Here is a 24,893-nt window from a genome sequence, read left to right on the forward strand (position 1 = left end):
CAGGCTCCGCAAGATAGCTGTTGTTAGCGCAATCATATTGGTTTGCCCGCCGCAAGTCGAGTTAATGATGGCAAGCACTTTCAGGGGCGAGCGGTGATGCAGATCTTCCTCGGCGACAGCCATGCCTATCCGGGATGCCGCGCGACATTGCCGGGCGATCTGCCCGCGGCCGGGACCGATGTCGTCATATGCCTTGCCGACGGGATCGAGGTGCCGGGCCGCCTGTCGCCTTGCCCCGAAGGATTCCGGCTGGAAATCGCAAGCCATCGCACCGCGGCAGGAACCTCCATCGCGCGCAAGTCCTGGCTGCTGGGGCGGGACGATGCCGGCTGGAAGATCAAGGCAAGGCTCGCGGACCCCGCATGATCGCCGCGCCGGCGCAGGGATGCAGGGATGCAGGGATGCAGGGATGCAGGGATGCAGGGATGCAGGGATGCAGGGATGCAGGATCGGCGTGACGCCGATCGCCGTCCAGCCCGGCCGGCAGCGACCGGGGGTAGTGGAGAGCCGCGGGCGATAAGGCCCGCACCGAGGCCACCATCGCCGAAATCGCCCCGAAAATCGTGGCGCGGGCCGGGCCGCGTTGCGTGCTGGACGCGGGCTCGGCACGCTGGATCAGCGGGTCGCGCTGAAAACTCCCGCCGCGGCATCCGGCATCTGCCAGCCCGGTTCGTCCCGGCGGCGGAGAGCTTGTCGAAGGCCGGGCAAGCCGATCCGTGCCCGGCGGTGGCGAGACCCGCCTGGACAGGACGCCCGGAAAAGACCCTTCCCTGCCCGGCCCTTTCACCCTCGGCTGCGGCGGACCGGATGTCCTGCCGGCCCCGTCACCAGCCGCTCCTTGCGCCGGCAAGGGAGGGGCGGCTGGTCGTCTCTTGCTGAATGAGGCGCTCAGCTCAGGTGCTTGCCCTTGGTTTCCGGCGCCCACATGATCGACAGGACCAGGCCCAGCAACGGGAAGCCCGCCATCATCGTCAGCGTGGCCGAGAAGCCGAAGGTCTGCATCAGCCAGGGCAGCAGGAAGGTCACGCCCGCCGCGGAAATGCGCGAGAAGGCGGCCGAGAAGCCGACGCCGGTGGCCCGGACATGGGTGTCGAAGATCTCGGGCGGATAGACATACTGGATGTCGTTGGCGGCCGGGGCCACGAACATGTAGATGCCGAACAGGCCCAGCACGATCCAGGCGGGCGCTTGCGGGAACAGGCCCAGGCCCAGCAGCGTCAGCAGGATGATGGCAAACGTCCAGATGACGAAGCCGCGCCGGCTCATCCAGTGCAGCAGAAGGATGCCGGCGAACGCGCCCGCGATCTGGATGGCGTTCAGCCACATGTCGACCGAGCCCGATTCCTCGACGCCCAGGGATTGCAGCACCGGCATCATGAAGGTGAAGATGCCGAAGAACGGGCCGACCTGGCAGAACCAGAAAAGGCCCGAATAAAGCGACTGCCGCCAGGTCCGGGCGGTGAACAGCTCGCGCGGCGAGGCATGTTCCGCGCCCAGCTCGATTTCGGGGATGTAGAACTCCTTGCCGAAATGGCGGTCGACGACGGCGCGCGCCTCGGCCTTGCGGCCCCTGGCTTGCAGCCACATCGGGGTTTCCGGCAGGGTCATCCGCAAGACGAAGGTGACGATCGCCGGCACGGCGCTGGTCGCCAGCAGCATGCGCCAGTTGTCGCCCTGGTAAAGCGCGCCCACGATGAAGGCGAGCGTGAAGCCCACCTGCCAGCCGATCGAGAAGCTGCCCAGCAGCATCCCCCGCCCCCTGCGGCGCGAGAACTCGGCCAGCACCGACGAGCCGACCGCATATTCGACGCCGACGGCCAGGCCCAGCGCCAGCCGCAGCGCCACCAGTTGCCAGACGTCCTGGACGAACAGCTGCATCAGCGACAGCAGGATGAAGGCGGCAAGGTTCCAGCCGAACACCGGCCGGCGGCCGAAGCGGTCGGCCAGGTTGCCAAAGAACAGCCCGCCCACGAAGATGCCGATCAGCGCGCTCGATGCGATCAGGCCCTGGGCCAGCGCGGAAAGCTGCATCTCGTTTCCGGCCAGCGACAGGGCCGGGCCGACGATGCCCAGGACATAGCCGTCCAGCACCGCGCCGCCCAGAACGGCAGCGGCGGCCAGGACGTGAATGGTTTTCAGCGGCGCCTCGTCGACAGGCAGGCGCCCCTGGGCGTCCCGCACCGCCGGCCCGCCCGACAGTATTGCAATGGCCATCTATCCTCCTCGTTCCGTTCAAGCCCGAGGCTTCCGCTGAAGAGCGGCGGAACCTCGCAAATCCGCATGATCCATGGCTTGCCCACGATGTGGCTCCTCCGCAGGCCATGAAGGCGGTGGCTGGCGCATGGCTTGCCGGCGAATGCCTGGCGCCTGGCCGCCAAGGCTATCCCGGCGCCGCTTTCGACGCGTCGCCGGCTGCATCACCATGGCGCACAGGCTGCCCAGCCAGGGTTTTTTCAGCGGATCGGGCGCGAAACCCGCAAGCAATCCCGCTCAAATTTGCCGCGGTTCTTTCGCATCCGTTCTGTCGGATTTGCGCGGTTCGGCGGCAAGCCCCAGATCGGCCAGCATCGTGTCGCCGTCATGCCGGGCCAGAATTGCGAAGATGCGCTCCTCGACCTCGCCACTGGCCAAGCGCAAAGGAATGCCGAAGAAATCCAGCGCCGCCACGTCCTCGGCGAGTCCCGCAAGGACGACGCATCCATCCAGCGGCTGGCGAAGAAGCTGGCCCGCCCAGGCGCCGCGCTCCGCTTCCGCCATGAGACGGGGTCCGACCGGCTAGGCCGCGAACGCCTGATCGAGACGCTCGGCAGCTGCGCGGCCGTCGCCCCGTCGCCGATCCCAGCCGCCCCGGCGATTGCAGGAAGACCAACCGCCGGCAGCCGGGCGCTTGGCACGGCTGCCGGCGGGCGGGGAAACTCACGCAGATGCGGAGGTGGGCGCTGGCCCATGAGGCCGGCTGACCCGGTTCGGAGAACTCGCAATGGGGCGGAATGGAATAGGGCAATGCGGCTGTATTCTTTCGAAACGCATTGCGTGCGGACAAGGGGATACGCCTTCCCCGCTGCAAATACCTACACGATCGCCCCGGACAGCTCGACCGCAATCGCTGTGCTGCTACGCATAATCAGTTCCAATTCAATCTTGCTATGAACCATGTAATTGGGATCGGGCGCTCCAATCATCGCAAGAATCTCTCGCCCTGCCGTGGCCCCCAATTTCTGCGCGGGGATGCGCACTGTGGTGAGCGCCGGTTCCATCTGCGCCGAGCCGGCAAAGTCGCCGATGCCGATCACCGACAAGGTGGTGGGAATGGCGATCCCCAGCCTCGCCGCCGCATAGATCGCCCCCTGCGCGATCACGTCATTGGCGCAAAGCAAGGCGCTCGGCCGGTCCTGTCCCGCCAGTAATTCCAGGCAAGCGGCCTTGGCTTGGGCGATGCTGTAGGGCACCTCGACCTGCCAGCGATCCTGCAACACGATGCCGGCATCGCGAAAAACAGCCGTCGCCGCCGTCTTGCGGTCACGTGCCCTGTCGTTGTCGAAGGTGGTGGGAAAGACCATGCCGATGCGGCGATGCCCCAGTGCGATCAGATGTTCGGCTGCCATCCGCCCCGCCTCGCGGTTGTCCACCCCGATGCAGGGCAGCGCCGAATCCGGCAGGTAGTTCCAGAGCGCCAGCAATGGCACGCGCTGTTCGGCGATCAGACGGAAGGTGCCGGCGCTGTGATCCAGCCCGACCACCGCCAGCGCATCGACGCGATGCTCCAGCAATTTGCGAACCAGCCGATATTCGGTCTCCAGATCGTAGCCATGCGAGGCCAGGAGCAGGGTGAAGCCCTGCTCGCTGACCGTGTCGTTAAAAGCCTGGACCACTTCGGCGAAGATGGTGTTGGCGACGGTCGGCACCACCAGACCGATGGTGGCGCTGCGCTTGCCATGCATGGCCTGCGCGGCGCGGTTGCGGATATAGCCGGATTTCTCGATCGCCAGTTCGACCTTCTTGCGCGTCGCCGGATGCACCAGATCCGGGTGATTCATCACCCGCGACACCGTCGCCGGTGAAACGCCTGCAAGATTGGCTACGAAAACAATATCCGGCTTAATCATCAGATTTTTCACATATATTTTTGTGAATCATAAAATTTAATGAAAACAGTTGCAAGACTGTTTTCATGGCCTAGGGTCGAAAACCACGGCAAGAGGAGGCCGTGCCAGACCAACATTGCAGACAGGGCGAGCCCCGGTTTTTCCGGGCTGCTGACCTATTCACCTTCCCGGCGGGCGGACTGCCGGGAGCAGGAGCAAATGACAGGTATGAACATCTCGAACGATATTCTTTCGGTCGACGCGGCGATGGTGCGGGCGCGCAGCGCCCAGGCCGGATACGAGGCGGGGGGCAGCCAAAGCCGCTATGACCGGGCTGCCCTTGCCGTCGGCTGGGCCATCATGCAGCCCGAACGCAACCGGCAGCTGGCGGAACTGGCGGTCCGCAGCACCGGGCTGGGCAATGTCGCCGACAAGATCGTCAAGAACCATCGCAAGACGCTGGGGCTTCTGCGCGACATCCGTGGCGTGGCCACGCATGGCATCCTGTCCGACGACCCCGAAACCGGCATCGCCGAGATCGCGCGGCCCATCGGCGTGATCGGCGCGGTGGTGCCCTCGACCAACCCGGCCGCGACGCCGGCGAACAACATCATCAACGCGCTGAAATGCGGCAATGCCATCGTTCTGTCGCCCTCGCCCAAGGGGGTGGCCTGTTGCGAGATGCTGCTGGGGTTCATCCATGCCGAGTTCGACCGCATCGGCGAGGACCGCGACCTGGTGCAGATGCTTCCAGGGCAAGGCAGCAAGGCCAAGACCCAGCGCCTGCTGGAGACCGCCGACCTGGTGGTCGTGACCGGCAGCCAGGACAACGTGCGGCGCGCCTATGAAAGCGGCACCCCCGCCATCGGCGTCGGCGCCGGCAATGTGGCGGTGATCGTGGACGAGACCGCCGACCTGGCCGATGCGGCGGGCAAGATCGCCGCCTCCAAGACCTTCGACAACGCCACCTCCTGTTCGTCCGAAAATGCGCTGATCGTGGTCGATGCGGTCTATGACGCCTTCGCCGCTGCACTTGCGGCCGAAGGGGGCGCGGTCCTGCCGCCGTCCGAGGTGCCGGGTATCGTGGCCCGGCTCTGGCAGGACGGGCATATGAACCGCGAGATCATCGCCAAGGATGCCGAGGTGATGATCGACCGGCTGGGGCTGGCCGGCAGGGTGCCGCCCGGCACCCGGCTGATCGCTGTCGAGACCGAGGGCATCGGTCCCGACCATCCGCTGTCGGGCGAAAAGCTCAGCCGCATCGCCGCGCTTTACCGCGCGCGGGATTTCGAGCACGCGGCGGAACTGGCGCGCCGCATCCTGAGCCATCAGGGCGCCGGCCATTCGGTCGGGCTGCATTCGCGCGACGCGGATCGCCCGCTGGCGCTTGGCCGCGACCTGCCGGTCTGCCGGGTCATCGTCAACCAGGCGCATTGCTTTGCGACCGGCGGAGCCTTCGACAACGGCCTGCCCTTTTCGCTGTCGATGGGGTGCGGAAGCTGGGGCGGCAACTCCATCGACGCCAATTTGAACTGGCGCCATTTCATGCAGCGCACCCGCGTCGTGCGGCCAATTCCCCCGCGCGAGCCGGCGCTTGACGAGATCTTCGGCAGCTATTGGCAGGAGGCGGGGAAATGAGGCTGGATCCGCTGAACCCGCCGCAGGGCACCACCCGCGACTGGCTGGACCATCGTGCCGCCGACCAGGGCCGGACGATCAGCCATGTCTTTCCCGAGGACGGCTCGGTCCTGACCTGGCGCGAATTGCGCGACGAGGCCGCCCGCATCGCCGGGCATCTGGCCGGGCTGGGCCTGGAGCGCGGCGAAAGCGTCGCGCTGATGATGCCCAATGGCCGCAATGCGGTGCTGGGCCTTTACGGCGCGCTTTACGGCGGCTTTCGGGCCACCATGATCAACCTGATCGCCGGCGCCGATGCCATCGGCTATGTGCTGTCGCATTCCGGCGCCCGCGCCCTGCTGGTCGATCCCGGCCAGCGCGCGCTGCTGGAGGCGGCGCTCGCCGCCCATCCTGCCGCGCCTGTGGTGATCGAGGCGGGTGCCGGCTTCGACTGGCCCGCCGGCTGCGCGCCGGCCGAGCCGCATCCGCATGGCGCCGCGGACGATGCGCTGCTGATGTATACCTCGGGCACCACCGGCCGGCCCAAGGGCGTGGTGCACAGCCATGCCAGCCTGCTGGCCGGCGGCTGGACCACGGCGTTGGCACATGAGCTGCGGCCCGAGGACCGGGCCTTGTGCGTGCTGCCCATCTATCACATCAACGGGCTTTGCGTGACCATCCTTGGCCCGCTGCTCTCGGGCGGCTCGGTGGTGGTCTGCGACCGCTTTTCGGCCAGCCGGTTCTGGAGCCTGTGCGACCGGCACGAGGCCAGCTGGTTCTCGGTCGTGCCGACGATCATCTCGCATCTGCTGCATGGCGAGGGCGAGCCGTCGCCGGCTGCCCGAGCGCGGCTGCGCTTCGGCCGCTCGGCCTCGGCGGCGCTGGCGCCCGAGGTGCAGTCGAGCTTCGAGCGCCGCTTCGGCATTCCCATCGTCGAGACCATGGGCCTGACCGAGACGGCGGCCCAGATCCTGTCGAACCCGCTGCCGCCGGGCCTGCGCAAGATCGGCTCGCCTGGCCGGGCGGTGGGCAACCAGGTGGCGATCCTGTCGCCCGACCTGCGCCCGCTGCCGCCGGGCATCGAGGGCGAGATCGCCGTGCGCGGCGCCAATGTCATGCGCGGCTATCTGGGCGACCCGGCCGCGACCGCCGCCGCACTGACCCCGGACGGCTGGCTGCGCACCGGCGACCTGGGCCAGATGGACGAGGAAGGCTACGTCTTCGTCACCGGCCGCCTGAAGGAGCTGATCATCAAGGGCGGCGAGAACATCGCCCCGCGCGAGATCGACGAGGCGCTCTATACCCATCCCGACGTGATCGAGGCCGCGGCCTTCGCCCGCCAATGCGCCCGCTACGGCGAGCGGGTCGAGGCGGCCGTCACCCTGCGCCCCGGCTCGCCGCTTGGCGCGCCCGAGCTGATCTCGATCTGCGAGGAGCGGCTGGGGAAGTTCAAGTCGCCCGAGGTGATCCACCTGATGGCCGAGCTGCCCAAGGGCCCCTCGGGCAAGATCCAGCGCCTGAAGCTGGCGCAACTGACACAATAGCGCCCGAGGGGCAGGAAGGAGGCGTCGTTTCCCAAGAACACGGCCCGCCGCCAGGAGCCCGAAGACCCGCCGGAGGAGGGCGGAGCTTCAACAGAGGACCGCGCAACGGGCCGCAAACGGACGTGCCAACACATCCAGCATAATCCAGGGAGGAGACATGCTAAGGCTTACCCGATTCAGGACGACGGACCGCGTTCTGTTCGTCATCTGCCTGATGTATCTGGTCACCTATATCGACCGGGTGAACATCAGCACCGCCGCCCCCGCCATGCAGGCCGAGCTGGGCCTGTCGAATTTCGAGTTGGGGCTGGCGTTTTCCGCTTTCGCCTATCCCTATGCGCTGTTCCAGATCCTCGGCGGCCGGCTGGGCGACCGGCTGGGACCGCACAAGACCCTGATCATCTGCGGCACCGTCTGGTCGGCCGCAACCGTGATGATCGGCTTCGTCGAGGGCGCGGTCTCGCTCATCATCGCGCGCGTGCTTCTGGGCATGGGCGAAGGCTCGGCCTTCCCGACCGCCACGCGGGCGCTGTCGAACTGGATGCCGGCCGAGAAGCGCGGCTTCGCGCAGGGCATCACCCATGCCTTCGCCCGTTTCGGCAATGCGCTGACCCCGCCGCTGATCGCCTTCCTGGTCATCGCGCTGTCCTGGCGGCATGCCTTCGTCATCGTCGGCCTGATCAGCTTCCTGTGGGTGGCGCTGTGGTGGTGGTATTTCCGCGACGATCCCCGCAGCCACAAGGGCATCACGCCCGAGGAACTGGAGGCCCTGCCGGACCAGAGGATCGTGGGCGAGCGCAAGACCCTGCCCTGGGGCCGGCTGCTCAAGCGGATGCTGCCGGTGACGATCACCGATTTCTGCTATGGCTGGACGCTGTGGCTGTTCCTGAACTGGATCCCGTCCTATTTCCTGCACCAGCACGAACTGGACCTGAAGAAATCCGCCATCTTCGCGGCCGGCGTCTTCCTGGCCGGGGTCGTGGGCGACCTGGCGGGCGGCTGGCTCAGCGACGGCATCCTGCGCCGCACCGGCAATGTCGCCCTGGCGCGGATCAGCGTGATCATCCTGGGCTTCCTGGGCGCCTTCGCCTGCATGTTGCCGGTGATGTTCTCGACCGATCTGGTGACGGTGGCGATCAGCCTCAGCGCGGCCTTCTTCTTCGCCGAGCTGATCGTGGCGCCGATCTGGGCCACGCCGATGGATATCGCGCCGCAATACTCCGGTACTGCCAGCGGTTTCATGAACTTCGGCTTTGGCCTGGCCGGGATGATCTCGCCTATCGTCTTCGGGCTGATCATCGACCTGACCGGACGCTGGGACCTGCCCTTTGCCGCCTCGCTGGTCTTGCTTCTGCTGGGCGCGGGCATGGCACTGTTCATCCGGCCTGACCGTCCGTTTCTCGACGATCCAGCGAACGAGGACGCGAACGAAGACAAGGATCTGGACTGCGATCCACAGATCGCCGGCGCAGTATCGAAATGAAGAAGGGACCTGCCCTGCCGGGCAGGTCCGATCCCCCCGCCACGCCAAACCAAGCCAAGCCAAATGGCATGCGAAGGATCACCCGGAGCAGTTCGATCGATGCCAGGGCCGATGCGAAATGTCTTTCCTTGGGATCGGCATGTTCCCGGCCTGGTCAGGCCACGAATTATGCGCGCCGCCTCTAGATAATATACTGAAAATGCAAGGAAAATAAAATGAAAATGACCACTGAGGAGTCTTTTGTGAAAGTTCTCCAGCTTCACGGGATCGAGCATGCGTTCGGGATCATCGGCTCTGCGATGATGCCTGTGTCGGACCTGTTTCCCAGGGCTGGGATCACGTTCTGGGACTGCGCGCACGAGACGAACGCCGGGATGATGGCGGACGGGTTCACCCGCTCGACCGGCCGGATGTCGATGGCGATCGCGCAGAACGGCCCCGGCGTGACCGGCTTCGTCACGCCGGTCAAGACCGCCTACTGGAACCACACCCCGCTGCTCTTGGTCACGCCGCAGGCGGCGAACCGCACCATCGGCCAGGGCGGCTTCCAGGAGATGGAGCAGATGCGCATCTTCGCCGATTGCGTCTGCTACCAGGAAGAGGTGCGCGACGCCTCGCGCATCCCCGAGGTCTTGAACCGGGTGATCATGCAGGCCTGGCGCAACTCGGCCCCGGCGCAGATCAACATCCCGCGCGACTTCTGGACCCAGGTCATCGACGTGGAGCTGCCGCAGGTGGTCGCCTTCGAGCGGCCCGCGGGCGGCGAGCAGGCGGTGGCCGAGGCGGCAAAGCTGCTGTCCGCGGCCGAGTTCCCGGTGATCCTGTCGGGCGCCGGCGTGGTGCTGTCGGGCGCGATCCCGGAGCTGGCCAGGCTGGCCGAGCGGCTGGATGCGCCGGTCTGCTCGAACTACCAGCACAACGACAGCTTCCCCGGCTCGCACCCGCTGGCCATGGGCCCCTTGGGCTACAACGGCTCGAAGGCGGCGATGGAGATCATCGCCAGGGCCGACGTGGTGCTGGCGCTGGGCACGCGCTTGAACCCGTTCTCGACCCTGCCGGGCTATGGCATCGACTACTGGCCGAAGGATGCCAGGATCATCCAGGTCGATATCAACGCCGACCGCATCGGGCTGACCAAGAAGGTCACGGTCGGCATCCAGGGCGACGCGGCCAAGGTGGCGCGCGGCATCCTGGCGCAGCTTGCCCCCACCGCCGGCGATGCCGGCCGGGCGGAACGCAAGGCGCTGGTGGCGCAGACCAGGTCCCGCTGGGCGCAGGAACTGTCGAGCCTGGACCACGAGGAGGACGATCCCGGCACCGAATGGAACGAGGACGCGCGCAGGCGCGACGCCGGGCTGATGAGCCCGCGCCAGGCCTGGCGGGCGATCATGCAGGCGGTGCCGAAGGAGGCGATCGTCAGCTCGGACATCGGCAACAACTGCGCCATCGGCAATGCCTACCCGAGCTTCGAGGCCGGGCGGAAATACCTGGCGCCGGGGCTGTTCGGGCCCTGCGGCTACGGCTTCCCGGCGATCCTGGGCGCCAAGATCGGCAATCCGGACGTGCCGGTGATCGGCTTTGCCGGCGACGGCGCCTTCGGCATCTCGATGAACGAGATGACCGCCTGCGGCCGCGAGGACTGGCCGGCGATCACCATGGTGATCTTCCGCAACTACCAATGGGGGGCGGAAAAGCGCAACACCACGCTGTGGTACGACAACAACTTCGTCGGCACCGAGCTGGACCGCGACACCTCCTATGCGAAGATCGCCCAGGCCTGCGGGCTCGTCGGCGTGCAGGTGAAGAGCCAGGAGGAACTGACCGCGGCGCTGCACGATGCGGTCGAGCGGCAGATGAAGAACCGCGAGACCACCTTCATCGAGGTGCTGCTGAACCAGGAACTGGGCGAGCCCTTCCGCCGCGACGCGATGAAGAAGCCGGTGGTGGTCGCCGGCATCGACCCGGCCGACATGCGCCCCCAGCAGGGCGCGGCCTGAGGCGGGGCGGCGGCGGAAGGCCGGGGCGTCCCCTGCCTTTCTCCGTTTCCCAAATACCCCGGGGGGGCGCTTGCGCGGCCCCATCGAGGGGCCGCGCAAGCGCGAGGGGGGCAGAGCCCCCCTCGGCGCCCCCGCCCCGCCCGCGACCCCCATGACACCCCCCGGCGTGCAGCAACAAGCGCCCCGGCCCATCCCCGCATCCCGGTGAGGACGATGATTTCCACCATGATCCCTTCGCGCGGCCTGATCGAGGAAGCCTTTCCGGGCTTCGCCGTCTCGGCGCTGGTCGCGGCCACGGCGCAGTTCCTGTCGGATCATTACGGCGCCCCCGCCATGCTGATGGCGCTGCTTTTGGGCCTGGCGCTGAACTTCCTGGCCGAGGAGGGCACCCGCACCGCCCCCGGCATCGCCTTTACCGCGCGCACCGTGCTGCGGCTGGGGGTGGCGCTTCTGGGCGCGCGCATCTCGGCCGGCATGCTGGCGGCGCTGGGGCCGGGCGCCATCGCGCTGGTGGCGGCGGGCGTGGTGCTGACCATCCTGTTCGCCCTTGCCGCCAGCCGGCTGGCCGGCCGCGGCTGGCGCTTTGCGCTGCTGACCGGCGGCTCGGTGGCGATCTGCGGCGCCTCGGCGGCCATGGCCATCGCCGCCGTCCTGCCCCGGCACGAGAAATCCGAACGCGACCTGGTCTTCACCGTGCTCTCCGTCACCGTGCTTTCGACCGTGGCCATGGTGCTCTACCCGATGCTGGCCGGGCTTTTCGGCTTCACCGCCCGCGATTCCGGCGTCTTCCTGGGCGGCACCATCCATGACGTCGCCCAGGTGGTCGGCGCCGGCTTCTCGATCGGCCCCGAGGCGGGCGAGACCGCGACCCTGGTCAAGCTGATCCGCGTCGCCATGCTGGCGCCGGTGGTGCTGTGCTTTTCCCTGGCGATCCGGGCGCGCGGGCTTTCGGACCGCCGGGGCGGCAAGGCGCCGCCGCTGCTGCCGGGCTTCGTCATCGGCTTTCTCGCGCTCGCCACGCTCAACAGCCTGGGGCTGGTGCCGCCGGCGGTCTCGGACTTCGCCGGGCAGCTGTCCCGCTGGGCATTGCTGATCGCCATCGCCGCGGTCGGCATCAAGACCTCGCTCGGCAAGATGCTCGAGGTCGGCGCCGGCGCCATCGGGCTGATCGTGGCCGAGACCGTGTTCCTGGGCGTCTTCGTCGTCGCCGGCCTGCATTTCCTGGGGTAAGAGATGAAACCGCTCGAGCGCATCCACCAGACCGCCAAGGCGCTGGACCGCCACATCATCCTGTCCGAGGGCGACGACCCGCGCGTGGCCGAGGCCGCCCGCCGGCTGCTGGCCGAGGGGCTGGCGCGCGTCACCCTGATGGGCGGGCCCGAGATCCCCGGCGCCCGCCGCATCGACCCGGCCGGCGCGCCCGACCTGGCGGAACTGGCCGACCATTGGCACCGCATGCGCGCGGCCAGGGGCATGACCGGCGAACGCGCGCTGGCCGAGATGCGCGACCCGATCCGCCAGGCGGCGATGCGGGTGCGGCTGGGCCAGGCCGACGGCACGCTGGGCGGCGCCGTCGCCACCACCGCCGACACCGTCCGCGCCGCGTTGCAGATCATCGGCCGGGCGCCCGATGCCGGCATCGTGTCGAGCTTTTTCCTGATGCTGTCCTGCGGGCCGGGCGCGCCGATCAGGGGCGGCATGATCTTTGCCGATTGCGGGCTGGTGATCCAGCCCGACGCGCAGGAGCTCGCCGCCATCGCGCTTTCGGCCGCCGAAAGCTGCCGCCGGCTGCTGGCCGAGGAGCCGCGGGTGGCGCTGCTGTCCTTCTCGACCGCGGGCTCGGCCGACCACCCGAGCCTCGGCCGGCTGCGCGAGGCGCTGGCGCTGATCCGCGCCGCGGCCCCGGATCTCGAGGTGGATGGCGAGATGCAGTTCGACGCCGCGCTGGACGAGGCGATCCGGGCGAGGAAGGCGCCGGCCAGCCGGCTGTCGGGGCGGCCGAACGTCTTCGTCTTTCCCGACCTCGCCGCGGGCAATATCGGCTACAAGATCGCCGAGCGCCTGGGCGGCCTCACCGCCATCGGGCCCATCCTGCAGGGACTGGCAAAACCCGCAAACGACCTCTCGCGAGGATGCTCCGTCAAAGACATCGTCGACGCAGCAGCCGTAACAGCCGTCCAGACAGCAAAGCTCGGGCAATGTCGTTTTTCAGCCATGTAGGATAAGAAACCAAATGGGAGGTGGCCTTGTGAAGATCGGCGGATTGAAGGAGATTTTTGAGGGGGAGGCTCGGGTCGCCATCACTCCGTCCTCTGCGGGGCATCTGCGCAAGCTGGGGCATGACGTGCATGTCGAGACGGGCGCGGGGGTTCGTGCGGGGTTTTCGGATGCGGCCTACGAGGCGGCGGGCGTCGCCGTGCATCCCAATGCCGCGGCGCTGGTCGGGGCGGTGGAGGTGGTGGTCAAGGTCCGGCCGCCGAGCGAGGCCGAACTGCGGCAGATGCGGCGCGGGCAGACCCTGATCTCGCATTTCTGGCCGGCGCAGAACCCCGACCTCCTGGAGCTGGCGCGCGAGCAGGGCGTCACCGCCATCGCCATGGACATGGTGCCGCGCATCAGCCGCGCGCAGAAGATGGACGCGCTGTCCTCGATGGCCAATATCGCCGGCTACCGGGCGGTGATCGAGGCGGCGAACAACTTCGGCCGCTTCTTCACCGGCCAGGTGACGGCGGCGGGCAAGGTGCCGCCGGCCAAGGTGCTGGTGGTGGGCGCCGGCGTCGCCGGGCTTGCCGCCATCGGCGCGGCGGTCAGCCTGGGCGCGCAGGTCCATGCCTTCGACGTGCGCCCCGAGGTGGCCGAGCAGATCGAATCCATGGGCGCGGAATTCGTCTACCTGGACTTCCAGGACCAGGTGCAGGACGGGGCCGCGACCGGCGGCTATGCCGCGCCCTCGAGCCCCGAGTTCCGGGAAAAGCAGCTCGAGAAGTTCCGCGAACTGGCGCCCGGGATGGACATCGTCATCACCACGGCGCTGATCCCCGGCCGCGATGCGCCCAAGCTCTGGACCCGCGACATGGTCGCGGCGATGAAGACCGGCTCGGTCATCGTCGACCTGGCGGCCGAGCGCGGCGGCAATTGCGAGCTGACCGTGCCGGACGAGCGCATCGTCACGGAAAACGGCGTGGTCATCATCGGCTATACCGACTTCCCGTCGAGGATGGGCGCGCAAGCCTCGGAGCTTTATGGCAACAACATCCGCCACATGCTCTCGGACCTGACGCCGGGCAAGGACGGCGTCATCGTGCAGAACATGGAGGACGACGTGATCCGCGGCGCCACCGTCGCCCATGACGGCGACGTGACCTGGCCGCCGCCGCCGCCCAGGGTCGCGGCCATCGCCGCCCAGAAGCCGCGCGAGAAGCCCAGGGAGCCGACCCCCGAGGAACGGCGCGCGCAGGAGATCGCCGCCTTCCGCGCCCAGACCCGCAGCCAGGTCACGCTGCTCGGCGCGGGCGCGGCGGCGATGCTGCTGGTGGGGCTGTTCGCGCCCGCGAGCTTCCTGTCGCATTTCATCGTCTTCGTGCTGGCGGTCTTCGTCGGCTTCCAGGTGATCTGGAACGTCAGCCATTCGCTGCACACGCCCCTGATGGCGATCACCAACGCGATCTCGTCGATCATCATCGTCGGCGCGCTTCTGCAGATCGGCTCGGGCGGCTGGCTGGTGGTGGTGCTGGCGGCGCTGTCGGTGCTGATGGCGGGCGTCAACATCTTCGGCGGCTTCCTGGTCACGCGCCGGATGCTCGCCATGTTCCAGAAGTCGTAAGGGGAGAGGGCGCATGGAATACGGATTCACCACCGCCGCCTATGTGGTCGCGGCCGTGCTGTTCATCCTGTCCCTGGGCGGGCTTTCGGGCCAGGAAAGCGCCAAGCGCGCGGTCTGGTACGGCATCGCGGCCATGGCGCTGGCGGTGGTCGCGACGCTGATCGGGCCGGGCTACGGCAACTGGGGGCTGACGCTGGTCATGCTGGCCATCGGCGGCGCCATCGGCTGGGTCGTGGCCAAGCGGGTGCAGATGACCGAGATGCCGCAGCTGGTCGCGGCCATGCACAGCCTGGTCGGCCTGGCGGCGGTGCTGATCGGCTTCAACGCCCAGTTCGAGCTCTCGCGGGTGCTGCGCGCCCGCGCCGCCGACGCGGCGGCCGAGTTCCACGGCTTCGCCGCGGTGCTGGCGCACAAGACCCCGGCCGAGATCGCCATGCTCAAGGTCGAGGTGGCGCTGGGGATCTTCATCGGCGCGGTGACCTTCACCGGCTCGATCGTGGCCTTCGGCAAGCTCGCCGGCAAGATCGACGGCAAGCCCAGGAAGCTGCCGGGCGGGCACATGCTGAACGCGGGGGCGGCGGCGCTGTCGCTCTTGTCGGTGATCCTTTACTGCACCGCCGGGGCGCCGGTGCTGTGGCTGGTGCTGATCACGCTGCTGGCCTTCTTCATCGGCTATCACCTGATCATGGGCATCGGCGGCGCCGACATGCCGGTGGTGGTGTCGATGCTGAACAGCTATTCCGGCTGGGCGGCGGCGGCGATCGGCTTCACCCTGGGCAACGACCTCCTGATCGTGGTGGGCGCGCTGGTCGGCTCGTCCGGTGCGATCCTGAGCTACATCATGTGCAAGGCGATGAACCGCAACTTCGTCAGCGTGATCCTGGGCGGCTTCGGCGGCGAGGCGGGCCCGGCGATGGAGATCGAGGGCGAGCAGGTGGCGATCGACGCCGACGGCGTGGCGGCGGCGCTGAACGAGGCGGACGAGATCGTCATCGTGCCGGGCTACGGCATGGCGGTGGCGCAGGCGCAGCAATCGGTCAGCGAGCTGACGCGCAAGCTGCGGGCGCGCGGCAAGAACGTGCGCTTTGCCATCCACCCGGTGGCGGGGCGTCTGCCGGGGCACATGAACGTGCTTCTGGCCGAGGCCAAGGTGCCCTACGACATCGTGCTGGAGATGGACGAGATCAACGATGATTTCCCCTCGACCGACGTGGCGATCGTGATCGGCTCGAACGACATCGTGAACCCGGCGGCGCAGGAGGACCCGAACTCGCCGATCGCGGGCATGCCGGTGCTGGAGGTGTGGAAGGCCAAGCAGGTGTTCGTCTCCAAGCGCGGCCAGGGCACCGGCTATTCGGGCATCGAGAACCCGCTGTTCTACAAGGAAAACACCCGCATGTTCTACGGCGACGCCAAGAAATCCATCGACCAGCTCCTGCCCATGATCGAGTGAGCGGCCGATCTCGCTGTTGGTGGCGGCGATGCAGCTCGATGCCCTCAGGTGTCTCCGATATATTCCAATAAACACAAAGAGTTGCTGTTGTTATGGCTTTGCCGGTGAGCAATGCTTTCCCGAAATGAAGTTGCAAGGCGCGTCCTGGAGGAGGGCCTTGCGGACAGCCGGTTGCGCGCAAAGCGCACCAAGCCACGGAGGAAACCCATGTCCGATAGAACCGATTCCACCTCGATCCCGCAGGATGCCGAGGCCCCGAGCGGATCGCGGCGACGCTTTCTGAAAACGACGGGGCTGTCCGCGCTTGGCGCCATGCTGGGCATGGCCGTCCCGTTCGAGCGCAACCTGCCCGCCGGCTTCGTGCCCGCCGCCCTGGCCCAGGATACCGGCCTGGACCTGATGGCCGGCAAGCAGGGGCTCATCGTGCTGGGCGACCGGCCGCTGAACGCCGAGACCCCGGCGCATCTGCTGGACGACGACGTCACCCCCTATGAGCGGCTGTTCATCCGCATGAACGGCCTCGTGCCGCAGACGGCGCTGGACCAGGACGCCGAGGGCTGGGTGCTGACCGTGGACGGCGAGGTCGAGACCCCGCTGGAGCTGACCATCGACGATCTGAAGTCGCGCTTCGAGACCGTCACCCGCCGGCTGGTGATCGAATGCGGCGGCAACGGCCGGGCCTTCTTCCAGCCCGGAACCTCGGGCAACCAATGGACCGTCGGCGCGGTCGGCTGCCCGGAATGGACCGGGGTGCGGCTGGCCGACGTGCTGAAGGCGGCGGGCGTCAAGGAAAGCGCCGTCTATACCGGGCATTACGGCAACGACGTGCATCTGAGCGGCGACGAGGAGAAGGAGGTGATCTCGCGCGGGGTGCCGATCGAAAAGGCGCTGGAGGAGGACGCGGTCATCGCCTGGGCGATGAACGGCGAACCCTTGCCGGCGCTGCACGGCTTTCCGCTGCGGCTGGTGGTGCCGGGCTATCCGGCCTCGGCCTCGCAGAAATACCTCGACCGCATCCGGGTCCGCGACAGGGAACATGACGGCGCCAAGATGACCGGCGATTCCTATCGCATCCCGGCCTATCCGGTCGCCCCCGGCACCGAGGTGCCCGAGGAGGACATGGTGGTGCTGACCGAGATGCCGGTGAAGTCCATCGTCACCTTCCCGCAGACCGGCGCCGAGGTGAAGGCGGGCGAGGCGGTCGAGGTCCGCGGCCATGCCTGGTGCGGCAAGGGCGACGTGGCCGCGGTGCATGTCTCGCTGGATTTCGGCCAGACCTGGCAGGAGGCCGGGCTGGAGCCGGCGCCGAACCGCTTTGCCTGGCAGCGCTGGCGCGCGACGCTGACCCTGCCGCAGCATGGCTATTACGAGGTCTGGGCGCGGGCCACCGACCAGGACGGCATCGGCCAGCCGCCGCTGTCGCCGGTCTGGAACCCGCGCGGCTATGCCAACAACATCCAGCACCGCATCGCGCTGGTCGCGGTCGGGTGAGGGGTGATCGCGATGCGCATTATTCTGACGACCGTGGCTGCGACCCTGGCCGTGCTGGTGCTTGGCGCCGGGCAGGCCGTGGCCGAGGCCAGGCTTGACCCGATGCAGGCGCTGGCGGGCCGGCCCGCCGGCGCGAACCCGCTCGACCCGATGACGGCGATCCGTGCCAAGGCGGATGCGGGCGAGGCGCGGGCGGGGAACGAGGAATTCGGCGGCCTGCCCGACGGAGCGGGCGCCGAGGAGACCTATTACCAATGCGTCGCCTGCCATTCGACCGAGATCATCAAGCAGCAGCGCGTCACCGACCATCGCTGGGACGAGCTGTGGCGCTGGATGGTCGAGGCGCAGGGCATGGTCGAGCCCGAGCCGGAAACCAAGGCGCTGATCCTGGCCTATCTCAAGGCAAACTTCTCATCCGAGAGGTAAGGAGATGGGGGCGGACGCTTAAAGGCCGCTGCCATCGCCTGCAGGCTGATCAAAACGGCCAAGCTGAACGCCACAGTCGATCCCCAGGCCTAGGGTCAGGACAGGCTCTCGGGTCAGGTCCAGAAGATCATGGTCGCGAAGGCTAGGGCGGAGAGGGAGACCTTCGGGCAGCGGTCATAACGGGTGACGACCCGTCGCCAGTCCTCGAGTCTGCCGAAACGGGATCTCTCGATCCTGTTTCGGCATCTGCAGCGTCGCTTATCGTGTTTGACGGGCTTGCCGCCAGACTTCCGGCCCGAGATGCAGGTGTCGCCAAAGCGTTTCCCGGCGGTGTGTAAGCCGGCATGGCCAACTGCCCCCGTAACGGGGGTGATCGGCTTGCCAAACAGCCCCCCCTTTACACTGATGGTCATGATGCCCCCGTAGTCATCGGGGGCACAGTGCGGGATGCTGGTTGTGGAGAGAGTTGCGAAGATCCGTCGGGCGGATTTCCAGGAGCAGAAGACGATCAAGCAGATCTGCCGGGAGTCTTCTTCGGGGCTGCGCTCGTGGGATCTACGACAACATGAAGACGGCGGTGGATACGATCTTCGTCGGCCGCGACCGCGCCTGCAATCGCGTTCGCCTGTTCTCTCGAACCGCTGGCGTTCACAGGCTCACTCCGGCAGATATGCGGGCACTATCTGGTCGAGCCGCCGTCCCTGGGGCTTGAACCAATGGCGCCTCAATGAACGGCCCTGCACCCCGGCCTCTGGCTGGGACTGCGCCTGCGTGGCGCCATCGGTTCGAGCCCGCTGGCGCAGGGACAGGTCGAGAACCAGGTCGGCGTTGTCCGGCGGCGGTTCTTCGTGCCTCGACCGAAGTTCAAGAGCCATGCCGAACTCAATGCCTGGCGCGAGGACCGCTGTGTTGCATGGGCCAGGTCGCATCCGTACCCGGAGCTTCGCGATCGCACGATCTGGGAGGTTCATTTGGGCCATCACGCTGCAGGAGGAATTCTTGTCGATCGAAACCGCCTTGCGCTCTTCAAGCCCGGTTTCGTCGGGCCGCGCTGTGAAGTCGCCGAGAACCACCATCTTCAGAGGCAGTTCAACCTCTGCTTGCCGATCGCCGGTTCCGGGGACGAACTTGGCGTTGATACGCTCCTTGGGAGCGACCGACACGCCCAATAACCATTACACATCTCCTCGGAACCCGTGCATGCGCATAACGATAGTTAACGTGCCAGCAAGTCGGCCTTGAGTTGCACGAAGCCCGACTTTCCTGTTGATCCGCACCCATCCGCTCGCCTATGGGCAGATCGAAGGAAACGCTACATATTGTCGTCATACTGAAGATAACTGCATAAATATACAACACATATGGCATACGATGGCATGCAGCCAGTTGCCCGCCCCTGCGCGCTTGCACCGCATCTTCCCATGGGCAGGACGCCTTCCGACGCTTCCGGCGATCATGTCGCCGACTCAGCTTCGATAACGATGAACCGGATCACCTCGCCTGCTTCGTCAGGCGCAGGAAGTCCGACCCGCGGCGGCCGTGGCCCTCGCGCTTGCGCTCCTCGGCACGCACCAGCGCGAAGAGACAAGCCTCGGCATCCTCATGCTATCGGAACAGGAAGGCTCAAATCTTCCGGTCGTGGCCGCCGTAATGCCCGGTCAGCGCCCCGTCCCGCGTGATCGAGGGCAGTCAGGAGGGATAGGTCGCGTGAGCCTCGTCGGCGTCGGGATGGGGTCGATCCCCATCTGCTCATGGAAGAAGGCGCGCATCGGCAGGGGCGGATTCGAGATAGCCGACGAGATCAGCTATCAGCCCGTCGTCGCGGTCGCAGCGCTGCTCCAGCAGGAGATGGCCGTGATTTCGGACATCGCTCGGGAGTGCTCGAACCAGCGTTTCAGCGCATCCGGCGGGCGCGGACGAATATGCACGGTCAACGCGAAACTCCCCAGCACCTGTTTGGGAAAGTCGCCCGCCCGCATAAAATGCTGATGCATCCGAGAAGCACGCCCGCCATCCCGCGCCCCAGGCCCCCCCGCTGCAAAGGTCCATGCTCCGAAGGGCGCGGACGTTCGGGCGGACGGATCAAAGCCCCAGGCACCAGCGCATGACGGCCTTTTGCGCATGCAGCCGGTTCTCGGCCTCGTCGAAGATGACCGAGTTCGGGCCGTCCATCACCGCGCTCGTCGCCTCGTCGTCGCGATGCGCGGGCAGGCAATGCATGAACAGCGCATCGGGCTTGGCGCGCGCCATCAGCGCCTCGTTCACCTGGTAGGGACGCAACTGGTTGTGACGCCGCTCGCGCGCCGATTGCGGGTCGTGCATCGACACCCAGGTATCCGTCACCACCAGGTCGGCGCCCTCGACCGCCTTGGCCGGGTCGCGCTCGATCACCGCCTGCACGCCCTGGGCGCGGGCGAAGTCCAGCGCCTCGCGCTCGGGGTCCAGCGTCGGCGGGCCGGTAAAGGTGAAGTCATAGCCGAACTGCCCGGCGGCATGGATCAGCGAGCAGCAGACATTGTTGCCGTCGCCCGACCAGACCACCTTCCTGCCGGCGATGGGGCCGCGATGTTCCTCGAAAGTCATCACGTCGGCCATGATCTGGCAGGGGTGGGTGCGGTTCGTCAGCCCGTTGATCACCGGGACGCTGGCATATTCGGCCATCTCCAGCAGCGTCGCCTCTTCGAAGGTGCGGATCATGATCAGGTCCACATAGCGCGACAGCACCCGTGCGGTATCGGCGATGGTCTCGCCGTGGCCCAGCTGCATCTCGCTGCCGGAGAGGACCATGGTCTGCCCGCCCATCTGCCGCACGCCCAGGTCGAAGCTGACGCGGGTCCGGGTCGAGGGCTTTTCGAAGATCAGCGCCACCATGCGGTTCCTGAGCGGCAAATCGGCGTCGGGCGCACCCTTGGGCTGGCCGTTGCGCGCATCCTTCATCCGGCGCGCAGCGTCGATCATGCCGCGCAGGTCTGCCTTGTCGGTGGTATGGATGTCGAGGAAACTGTTCATTTGTGACTGTCTTTCGGATTGATCTGGCAAGCAAGCCGCTTTGCCTGGGGGAGGTCAAGGCCAAAGGCCCCGCGTCGTGGCGGAAATCGACCTCTCCTCATCGGTGCCGCGTCATGATGCGCGCCAGGGTTCCGTCTTCCGAGGGGCGCAGTTCCTCGCCGCGGAAGCCGGCCTTTTCATAGGCGCGGATCGCGCGCAGGTTTCCCGACTCGGGGTCGATGACCAGGACCGGCGCCTCGGCCAGCAATGCGTCGGACAGGGCGCGCAGCCAAAGCCCGCCGTGGCCGAACCCCTGGGGGCCGGAAAAGCAGTCGATCGCCAGCGCATCGCCGGGCAGGCCGGCGAAATGCGGGGCGCCCCAGTGATGCGCCGGGTAATACTGGGCATAGGCGATGACCTGCCGCATCGCCGGCTCGTCCAGATCCTCAGCGATCCCGGCCAGCTCCGCCTCGGCCCCGCGCCACCAGCGCGCGACCTCGGGCTGGCGCAGCCAATCCGCCAGCATGGGCAGGTCGGCGCGCGTGACCGGCCGGAAGCCGAACCTATCCATCCAGCCTGCCGGCGGCCCGGTCCAGCCGGGCGACCGCCTCGGCGATCTCCGCATCGCTGATGGTCAGCGGCGGCAGCAGGCGCAGGGTGTTGTCGGCCGCGGCCACGGTCAGGATGCGCTCGGCATAGCCGGCATTGACCAGATCGCCCGGCGCGACCTTGCATTTCAGGCCCAGCATCAGCCCCTGGCCGCGCACCGTTTCGAAGACCTCGGGATGCGCCGCCACCAGCCCCTCCAGCTTCTGCCGGAAAAGCGCGGCCTTGCGGTTCACCTCGGCCAGGAATTCGGGCTGGGCGATGATCTCCATCACCTTGGCGCCCACCGCGCAGGCCAGGGGGTTGCCGCCATAGGTCGAGCCATGCGTGCCCGCCACCATGCCGGCAGCCGCCTTTTCGGTCGCCACCACCGCACCCAGCGGGAAGCCGCCGCCGATGCCCTTGGCGATCATCATGATGTCGGGGGTGATGCCGGCATATTCATGCGCGAACAGCTTGCCGGTGCGGCCCATGCCCGATTGCACCTCGTCCAGCACCAGCAGCGCGCCGGTCTGGTCGCAAAGCGCGCGGATCGCTGCCAGGTCGGCGTCGGTCAGCGGACGGATGCCGCCCTCGCCCTGCACCGGCTCCAGCATGACGGCGGCGGTGCGGTCCGAGATGGCGGCCTTCAGCGCCTCCATGTCGCCCCAGGGCAATTGCCGGAAACCGGGCATCAGCGGGCCGAAGCCTTTGACCATCTTTTCCGAACCCGCCGCCGCGATGGCGCCGGTGGAGCGGCCGTGGAAAGCGCCCTCGAAGGTCAGGATCTCGTAGCGGTCGGGGTCGCCCTGCTCGCTCCAATACTTGCGCACCATCTTGATCGCCAGTTCCGCGGCCTCGGTGCCGGAGTTGGTGATGAAGGCGGTGTCGGCAAAGGTATGCTCGACCAGCAAATCGGCGAGCCTTTCCTGCTCGGGGATCTGGTAGAGGTTCGAGACATGCCAGATCCGGCCCGCCTGTTCGGTCAGCGCGGCGACCAGGTCGGGATTGGCATGACCCAGCGCATTCACCGCGATGCCCGCGCCCAGGTCCAGGTATCGCGTCCCGTCCGTCGCGATGGCCCAGGAGCCCTCGCCCCGCTCGAAGGCGATGGGGGCGCGGTTATAGGTCGGCAGGACATGCGAAATCATGGAGTTACCCTCTCTGGGAACGGCCGCGCGGCGGCACCATGGCTGACGGAAAGGCAGGCGGGATCGGACGTCGAAAGCGTCAACGTCGGGGACGGGCGATATGGGCGGTCCGAGCGATCATGCCCGTTCGCATAGCGCGGAAGCGGCCCCCGTGCAACGGGGATTTCAGGGCTTCATGCGATAGCCCGAGGCCAGCCAGCGCCAGGCGGTGAACAGCACCAGCGCCACGGCCAGCCCGCAGACCGCCAGCCCGCGCAGCACCGGCGCGTCGGAAACCCCGGCGATGCCGTAGCGCGCGCCGTCGATCAGGTAGAAGATCGGGTTCCAATGCGCCAGCGCCCGGAACGGCTGGGGCAGCGCCTCGACCGAATAGAAGGTGCCCGACAGGAACGACAGCGGCGTGACGATGAAATTGGTGATGACCGCCATCTGGTCGAATTTCTGCGCCACGATCGCGGCCAGCAGCCCCAGCCCGCCCATCAGCAACGCGCCCAGCACCACGAAGGCCAGCGCCCAGAAGGGATGCGCCACCCCCTGCCCCAGAACCAGCGCCATGCCGGTGGCGATGGCGGCGGCGACGATCAGCGCCCGCGTCACCGCCCCGGTCAGGTAGCCTGCCAGGATCTCGCCCGCCGACAGGGGCGGCATCAGCGTATCGACGATATTGCCCTGCATCTTGGCCGAGATGATGCTGGAGGAGGTATTGGCGAAGGCGTTCTGGATCACCGTCATCATCAGGATGCCGGGCCCCAGGAAGGCCAGGTAGGGCAGGCCCATCACCTCGCCCCGGTTTTGCCCCAGCGCCAGCGCAAAGACGATCACGAACAGCGCCGAGGTCATCAGCGGCGCGAAGATGGTCTGCTGCCAGACGCTGAGGAAGCGCATGATCTCGCGCCGGCTGAGCGTGTATAGGCCCAGCCAGTTCACCCGGCCAAAGCGGCGCACGCCCATCTGGCGAAATCCGGGGCGGGACTGGATCGGCTGCATCGGGGCTCCTTGAATTTGCGGGCTCGGATGGGTAAATCTGGCTATCCCCGGATTTAAGGCCGGGTCTTGCGGAATTGAAGCCACTAGCACGAAGAGCGCCGGGACGCATCCCGGTGCAGGAAAGGCAAGCCATGTCCTGGACCGACGAGCGCGTCGAGACGTTGAAACGCATGTGGGCCGAAGGCCAGTCGGCCAGCCAGATCGCCAAGGAGCTGGGCGGCGTGACCCGCAACGCGGTGATCGGCAAGGTCCACCGCCTGGGCCTGTCGAATCGCGCCGAAGAGGGCGCGGACCCGGCGCCCGAACCCGTTGCCGCCAAGCCCGCCGTCGCGGCCGCCCCCGCGCCTGACCCGCGGCCCGCCGCGCCCGAGCCGGCACCGGCGCCCCAGCCCAAGCCCGCCGCGGCGGCCGCCCCTGCGCCCGAGCCGGCACCCGAACCCGCGCCGCAGCCGGCCAGCTTCAACCGCCGGCCCATCGTGCCGGCCGGCCAGCCGCTGCCGCCGCAGCCCTCGGCCAACGAGATCAGCCCCGAAGCGCTGGCCTCGGTCCGCGAGGTCGAGAAGCGCGCCCGCAAGCTGACGCTGATGGAGCTGACCGAGCGCACCTGCAAATGGCCGATCGGCGACCCGGCGACCGACAAGTTCTGGTTCTGCGGCCTGCCCTCGATGCCTGGCAAGCCCTATTGCGAGGCGCATGTCGGCGTGGCCTTCCAGCCGATGAGCTCGCGCCGCGACCGTCGTCGCTGAGGTGCCCGATTTCCCCCGGCTCGCCGCGCTGGCCGTCACGCTGGACGGCTGCGGCGACGCGGCCCGCGCGCTGCTGGTGCGCCGCCGCAACCCGCCCGACGCGGGCCTTTGGGGTTTCCCCGGCGGCCATGTCGAGCCGGGCGAGACCGCGCTTGACGCCGCCGTGCGCGAGCTGGCCGAGGAAACCGGCGTCACCGGCCGGCCGCGTGCCTATCTGGACAATATCGACGTGATCGAGCGCGGCGCGGATGGCGCGCTGCGCTTTCACTTCCTGCTGGCGGCGGTGCTGTGCGACCATGTCGCGGGCGAGCCGGTGGCGGCGGATGATGCGCTGGACGCGCGCTGGGTGGCGGTGGGCGACATCCTGGCCGGCCGCCTGCCGCTCAGCGCCAGCGTGCCCGATGTCATCCGCAAGGCGCTGGCCTACCGGGACGCCTCCTGCTGACCCCGCGGCCCGGCCCGCGGCGAAAACCGTGCGAACCGCTGGCCTTCGCCGCCGGTGCTGGATAAAGAAGCG

At 67.7% G+C, this 24,893-nt stretch carries 21 protein-coding genes and 3 pseudogenes; 15 read left to right on the forward strand and 9 right to left on the reverse strand.

From position 1 onward, the window contains the following. Positions 1-42: 42 nt before the first annotated feature. Positions 43-366: a hypothetical protein gene (locus E3U26_RS04425; RefSeq protein ID WP_499105589.1), complete on the forward strand. Its 324-nt coding sequence runs from the start codon at positions 43-45 to the stop codon at positions 364-366. 522 nt (positions 367-888) lie between these two features. On the opposite strand, the gene E3U26_RS04430 is transcribed toward E3U26_RS04425, so the two are convergent. The 3 genes from E3U26_RS04430 to E3U26_RS04440 all read right to left on the reverse strand — a co-directional run bounded on the left by E3U26_RS04430 (position 889) and on the right by E3U26_RS04440 (position 4,106). Beyond that, the gene (locus tag E3U26_RS04430) at positions 889-2,214 is read right to left on the reverse strand and encodes an MFS transporter (protein WP_499105590.1); all 1,326 of its coding nucleotides are present in this window, start codon (positions 2,212-2,214) and stop codon (positions 889-891) included. 276 nt (positions 2,215-2,490) lie between these two features. Next, positions 2,491-2,757, reverse strand: coding sequence for a hypothetical protein (locus E3U26_RS04435; protein ID WP_499105591.1), 267 nt, complete (start codon positions 2,755-2,757; stop codon positions 2,491-2,493). A 314-nt stretch (positions 2,758-3,071) separates the two neighbouring features. Further along, complete coding sequence (locus E3U26_RS04440; protein WP_036758153.1) at positions 3,072-4,106, reverse strand: LacI family DNA-binding transcriptional regulator; 1,035 nt, start codon at positions 4,104-4,106, stop codon at positions 3,072-3,074. Positions 4,107-4,313: 207 nt separating this feature from the next. Between E3U26_RS04440 and sauS the strand changes: the two genes are divergently transcribed. The 10 genes from sauS to E3U26_RS04490 all read left to right on the forward strand — a co-directional run bounded on the left by sauS (position 4,314) and on the right by E3U26_RS04490 (position 17,919). Then, positions 4,314-5,723 (forward strand): acylating sulfoacetaldehyde dehydrogenase, encoded by a 1,410-nt coding sequence (sauS, locus tag E3U26_RS04445; protein ID WP_449045718.1) that lies wholly within the window; start codon positions 4,314-4,316, stop codon positions 5,721-5,723. Beyond that, complete coding sequence (locus E3U26_RS04450; RefSeq protein WP_499105592.1) at positions 5,720-7,246, forward strand: acyl-CoA synthetase family protein; 1,527 nt, start codon at positions 5,720-5,722, stop codon at positions 7,244-7,246. The genes sauS and E3U26_RS04450 overlap by 4 nt, the downstream gene beginning before the upstream one ends. A gap of 157 nt (positions 7,247-7,403) precedes the next feature. After that, complete coding sequence (locus E3U26_RS04455; protein WP_036758144.1) at positions 7,404-8,729, forward strand: MFS transporter; 1,326 nt, start codon at positions 7,404-7,406, stop codon at positions 8,727-8,729. A gap of 215 nt (positions 8,730-8,944) precedes the next feature. Further along, positions 8,945-10,726, forward strand: a complete 1,782-nt coding sequence (xsc, locus tag E3U26_RS04460) for a sulfoacetaldehyde acetyltransferase (RefSeq protein ID WP_499105593.1) — start codon at positions 8,945-8,947, stop codon at positions 10,724-10,726. 213 nt (positions 10,727-10,939) lie between these two features. Continuing rightward, complete coding sequence (locus tag E3U26_RS04465) at positions 10,940-11,956, forward strand: YeiH family protein (protein ID WP_072462047.1); 1,017 nt, start codon at positions 10,940-10,942, stop codon at positions 11,954-11,956. A gap of 3 nt (positions 11,957-11,959) precedes the next feature. Next, positions 11,960-12,946 (forward strand): phosphate acetyltransferase, encoded by a 987-nt coding sequence (locus E3U26_RS04470; RefSeq protein WP_499105595.1) that lies wholly within the window; start codon positions 11,960-11,962, stop codon positions 12,944-12,946. Positions 12,947-12,974: 28 nt separating this feature from the next. Then, positions 12,975-14,549 carry an NAD(P) transhydrogenase subunit alpha gene (locus E3U26_RS04475; RefSeq protein WP_499105776.1) on the forward strand — a complete coding sequence of 525 codons (1,575 nt, stop codon included), beginning with the start codon at positions 12,975-12,977 and terminating at the stop codon, positions 14,547-14,549. Between the two features lie 13 nt (positions 14,550-14,562). Continuing rightward, positions 14,563-16,002 carry an NAD(P)(+) transhydrogenase (Re/Si-specific) subunit beta gene (locus tag E3U26_RS04480; RefSeq protein WP_499105596.1) on the forward strand — a complete coding sequence of 480 codons (1,440 nt, stop codon included), beginning with the start codon at positions 14,563-14,565 and terminating at the stop codon, positions 16,000-16,002. 207 nt (positions 16,003-16,209) lie between these two features. Further along, the gene (locus E3U26_RS04485) at positions 16,210-17,493 is read left to right on the forward strand and encodes a sulfite oxidase (RefSeq protein ID WP_499105597.1); all 1,284 of its coding nucleotides are present in this window, start codon (positions 16,210-16,212) and stop codon (positions 17,491-17,493) included. 12 nt (positions 17,494-17,505) lie between these two features. After that, positions 17,506-17,919 carry a hypothetical protein gene (locus E3U26_RS04490; RefSeq protein ID WP_036760758.1) on the forward strand — a complete coding sequence of 138 codons (414 nt, stop codon included), beginning with the start codon at positions 17,506-17,508 and terminating at the stop codon, positions 17,917-17,919. 113 nt (positions 17,920-18,032) lie between these two features. On the opposite strand, the pseudogene E3U26_RS04495 reads toward E3U26_RS04490, so the two are convergent. After that, a pseudogene (locus tag E3U26_RS04495) lies at positions 18,033-18,224 on the reverse strand (IS5/IS1182 family transposase); the annotation flags it as partial. A gap of 236 nt (positions 18,225-18,460) precedes the next feature. On the opposite strand from E3U26_RS04495, the pseudogene E3U26_RS04500 reads away from it, so the two are divergent. Next, positions 18,461-18,908: pseudogene (locus E3U26_RS04500) on the forward strand (hypothetical protein); the annotation flags it as partial. A 33-nt stretch (positions 18,909-18,941) separates the two neighbouring features. Here the strand turns inward: E3U26_RS04500 and E3U26_RS04505 are convergent. Next, positions 18,942-19,082, reverse strand: a pseudogene (locus E3U26_RS04505) (type VI secretion system contractile sheath small subunit); the annotation flags it as partial. 544 nt (positions 19,083-19,626) lie between these two features. On the opposite strand from E3U26_RS04505, the gene E3U26_RS04510 reads away from it, so the two are divergent. Beyond that, entirely contained in the window at positions 19,627-19,908 is a 282-nt protein-coding gene (locus E3U26_RS04510; protein ID WP_499105599.1) for a hypothetical protein, read from the forward strand. A gap of 93 nt (positions 19,909-20,001) precedes the next feature. Here the strand turns inward: E3U26_RS04510 and argF are convergent, their stop codons facing one another. From argF to E3U26_RS04530, 4 genes are all read right to left on the reverse strand, one after another. Next, a complete protein-coding gene (gene argF, locus E3U26_RS04515) occupies positions 20,002-20,928 on the reverse strand; it encodes an ornithine carbamoyltransferase (RefSeq protein WP_114537279.1) in 927 nt (308 codons plus the stop codon). Positions 20,929-21,025: 97 nt separating this feature from the next. Further along, complete coding sequence (locus tag E3U26_RS04520; RefSeq protein WP_499105600.1) at positions 21,026-21,478, reverse strand: GNAT family N-acetyltransferase; 453 nt, start codon at positions 21,476-21,478, stop codon at positions 21,026-21,028. Then, on the reverse strand, positions 21,471-22,643 hold the full coding sequence (locus E3U26_RS04525; RefSeq protein ID WP_499105601.1) for an aspartate aminotransferase family protein: 1,173 nt from the start codon (positions 22,641-22,643) through the stop codon (positions 21,471-21,473). Before E3U26_RS04525 ends, E3U26_RS04520 begins: the two co-directional genes overlap by 8 nt. Before the next feature lie 165 nt (positions 22,644-22,808). Further along, positions 22,809-23,630: an ABC transporter permease gene (locus tag E3U26_RS04530; RefSeq protein ID WP_072463669.1), complete on the reverse strand. Its 822-nt coding sequence runs from the start codon at positions 23,628-23,630 to the stop codon at positions 22,809-22,811. 131 nt (positions 23,631-23,761) lie between these two features. On the opposite strand from E3U26_RS04530, the gene E3U26_RS04535 reads away from it, so the two are divergent. Continuing rightward, the gene (locus E3U26_RS04535; protein WP_072463668.1) at positions 23,762-24,376 is read left to right on the forward strand and encodes a GcrA family cell cycle regulator; all 615 of its coding nucleotides are present in this window, start codon (positions 23,762-23,764) and stop codon (positions 24,374-24,376) included. A gap of 1 nt (position 24,377) precedes the next feature. After that, entirely contained in the window at positions 24,378-24,821 is a 444-nt protein-coding gene (locus E3U26_RS04540; RefSeq protein WP_116222194.1) for an NUDIX hydrolase, read from the forward strand. Positions 24,822-24,893: the final 72 nt, after the last annotated feature.

The organism is Paracoccus ferrooxidans (assembly GCF_029909815.1).
GTDB classification, from domain to species: Bacteria; Pseudomonadota; Alphaproteobacteria; order Rhodobacterales; family Rhodobacteraceae; genus Paracoccus; species Paracoccus versutus.

Excerpts from the sequence above, each read along its gene's own strand:
- E3U26_RS04430 (WP_499105590.1), bottom strand. The coding sequence starts at position 2,214 with ATGGCCATTGCAATACTGTCGGGCGGGCCGGCGGTGCGGGACGCCCAG.
- E3U26_RS04435 (WP_499105591.1), bottom strand. The coding sequence starts at position 2,757 with ATGGCGGAAGCGGAGCGCGGCGCCTGGGCGGGCCAGCTTCTTCGCCAG.
- E3U26_RS04440 (WP_036758153.1), bottom strand. The coding sequence starts at position 4,106 with ATGATTAAGCCGGATATTGTTTTCGTAGCCAATCTTGCAGGCGTTTCA.
- sauS (WP_449045718.1), top strand. The coding sequence starts at position 4,314 with ATGAACATCTCGAACGATATTCTTTCGGTCGACGCGGCGATGGTGCGG.
- E3U26_RS04450 (WP_499105592.1), top strand. The coding sequence starts at position 5,720 with ATGAGGCTGGATCCGCTGAACCCGCCGCAGGGCACCACCCGCGACTGG.
- E3U26_RS04455 (WP_036758144.1), top strand. The coding sequence starts at position 7,404 with ATGCTAAGGCTTACCCGATTCAGGACGACGGACCGCGTTCTGTTCGTC.
- xsc (WP_499105593.1), top strand. The coding sequence starts at position 8,945 with ATGAAAATGACCACTGAGGAGTCTTTTGTGAAAGTTCTCCAGCTTCAC.
- E3U26_RS04465 (WP_072462047.1), top strand. The coding sequence starts at position 10,940 with ATGATTTCCACCATGATCCCTTCGCGCGGCCTGATCGAGGAAGCCTTT.
- E3U26_RS04470 (WP_499105595.1), top strand. The coding sequence starts at position 11,960 with ATGAAACCGCTCGAGCGCATCCACCAGACCGCCAAGGCGCTGGACCGC.
- E3U26_RS04480 (WP_499105596.1), top strand. The coding sequence starts at position 14,563 with ATGGAATACGGATTCACCACCGCCGCCTATGTGGTCGCGGCCGTGCTG.
- E3U26_RS04485 (WP_499105597.1), top strand. The coding sequence starts at position 16,210 with ATGTCCGATAGAACCGATTCCACCTCGATCCCGCAGGATGCCGAGGCC.
- E3U26_RS04490 (WP_036760758.1), top strand. The coding sequence starts at position 17,506 with ATGCGCATTATTCTGACGACCGTGGCTGCGACCCTGGCCGTGCTGGTG.
- argF (WP_114537279.1), bottom strand. The coding sequence starts at position 20,928 with ATGAACAGTTTCCTCGACATCCATACCACCGACAAGGCAGACCTGCGC.
- E3U26_RS04520 (WP_499105600.1), bottom strand. The coding sequence starts at position 21,478 with ATGGATAGGTTCGGCTTCCGGCCGGTCACGCGCGCCGACCTGCCCATG.
- E3U26_RS04525 (WP_499105601.1), bottom strand. The coding sequence starts at position 22,643 with ATGATTTCGCATGTCCTGCCGACCTATAACCGCGCCCCCATCGCCTTC.
- E3U26_RS04530 (WP_072463669.1), bottom strand. The coding sequence starts at position 23,630 with ATGCAGCCGATCCAGTCCCGCCCCGGATTTCGCCAGATGGGCGTGCGC.
- E3U26_RS04535 (WP_072463668.1), top strand. The coding sequence starts at position 23,762 with ATGTCCTGGACCGACGAGCGCGTCGAGACGTTGAAACGCATGTGGGCC.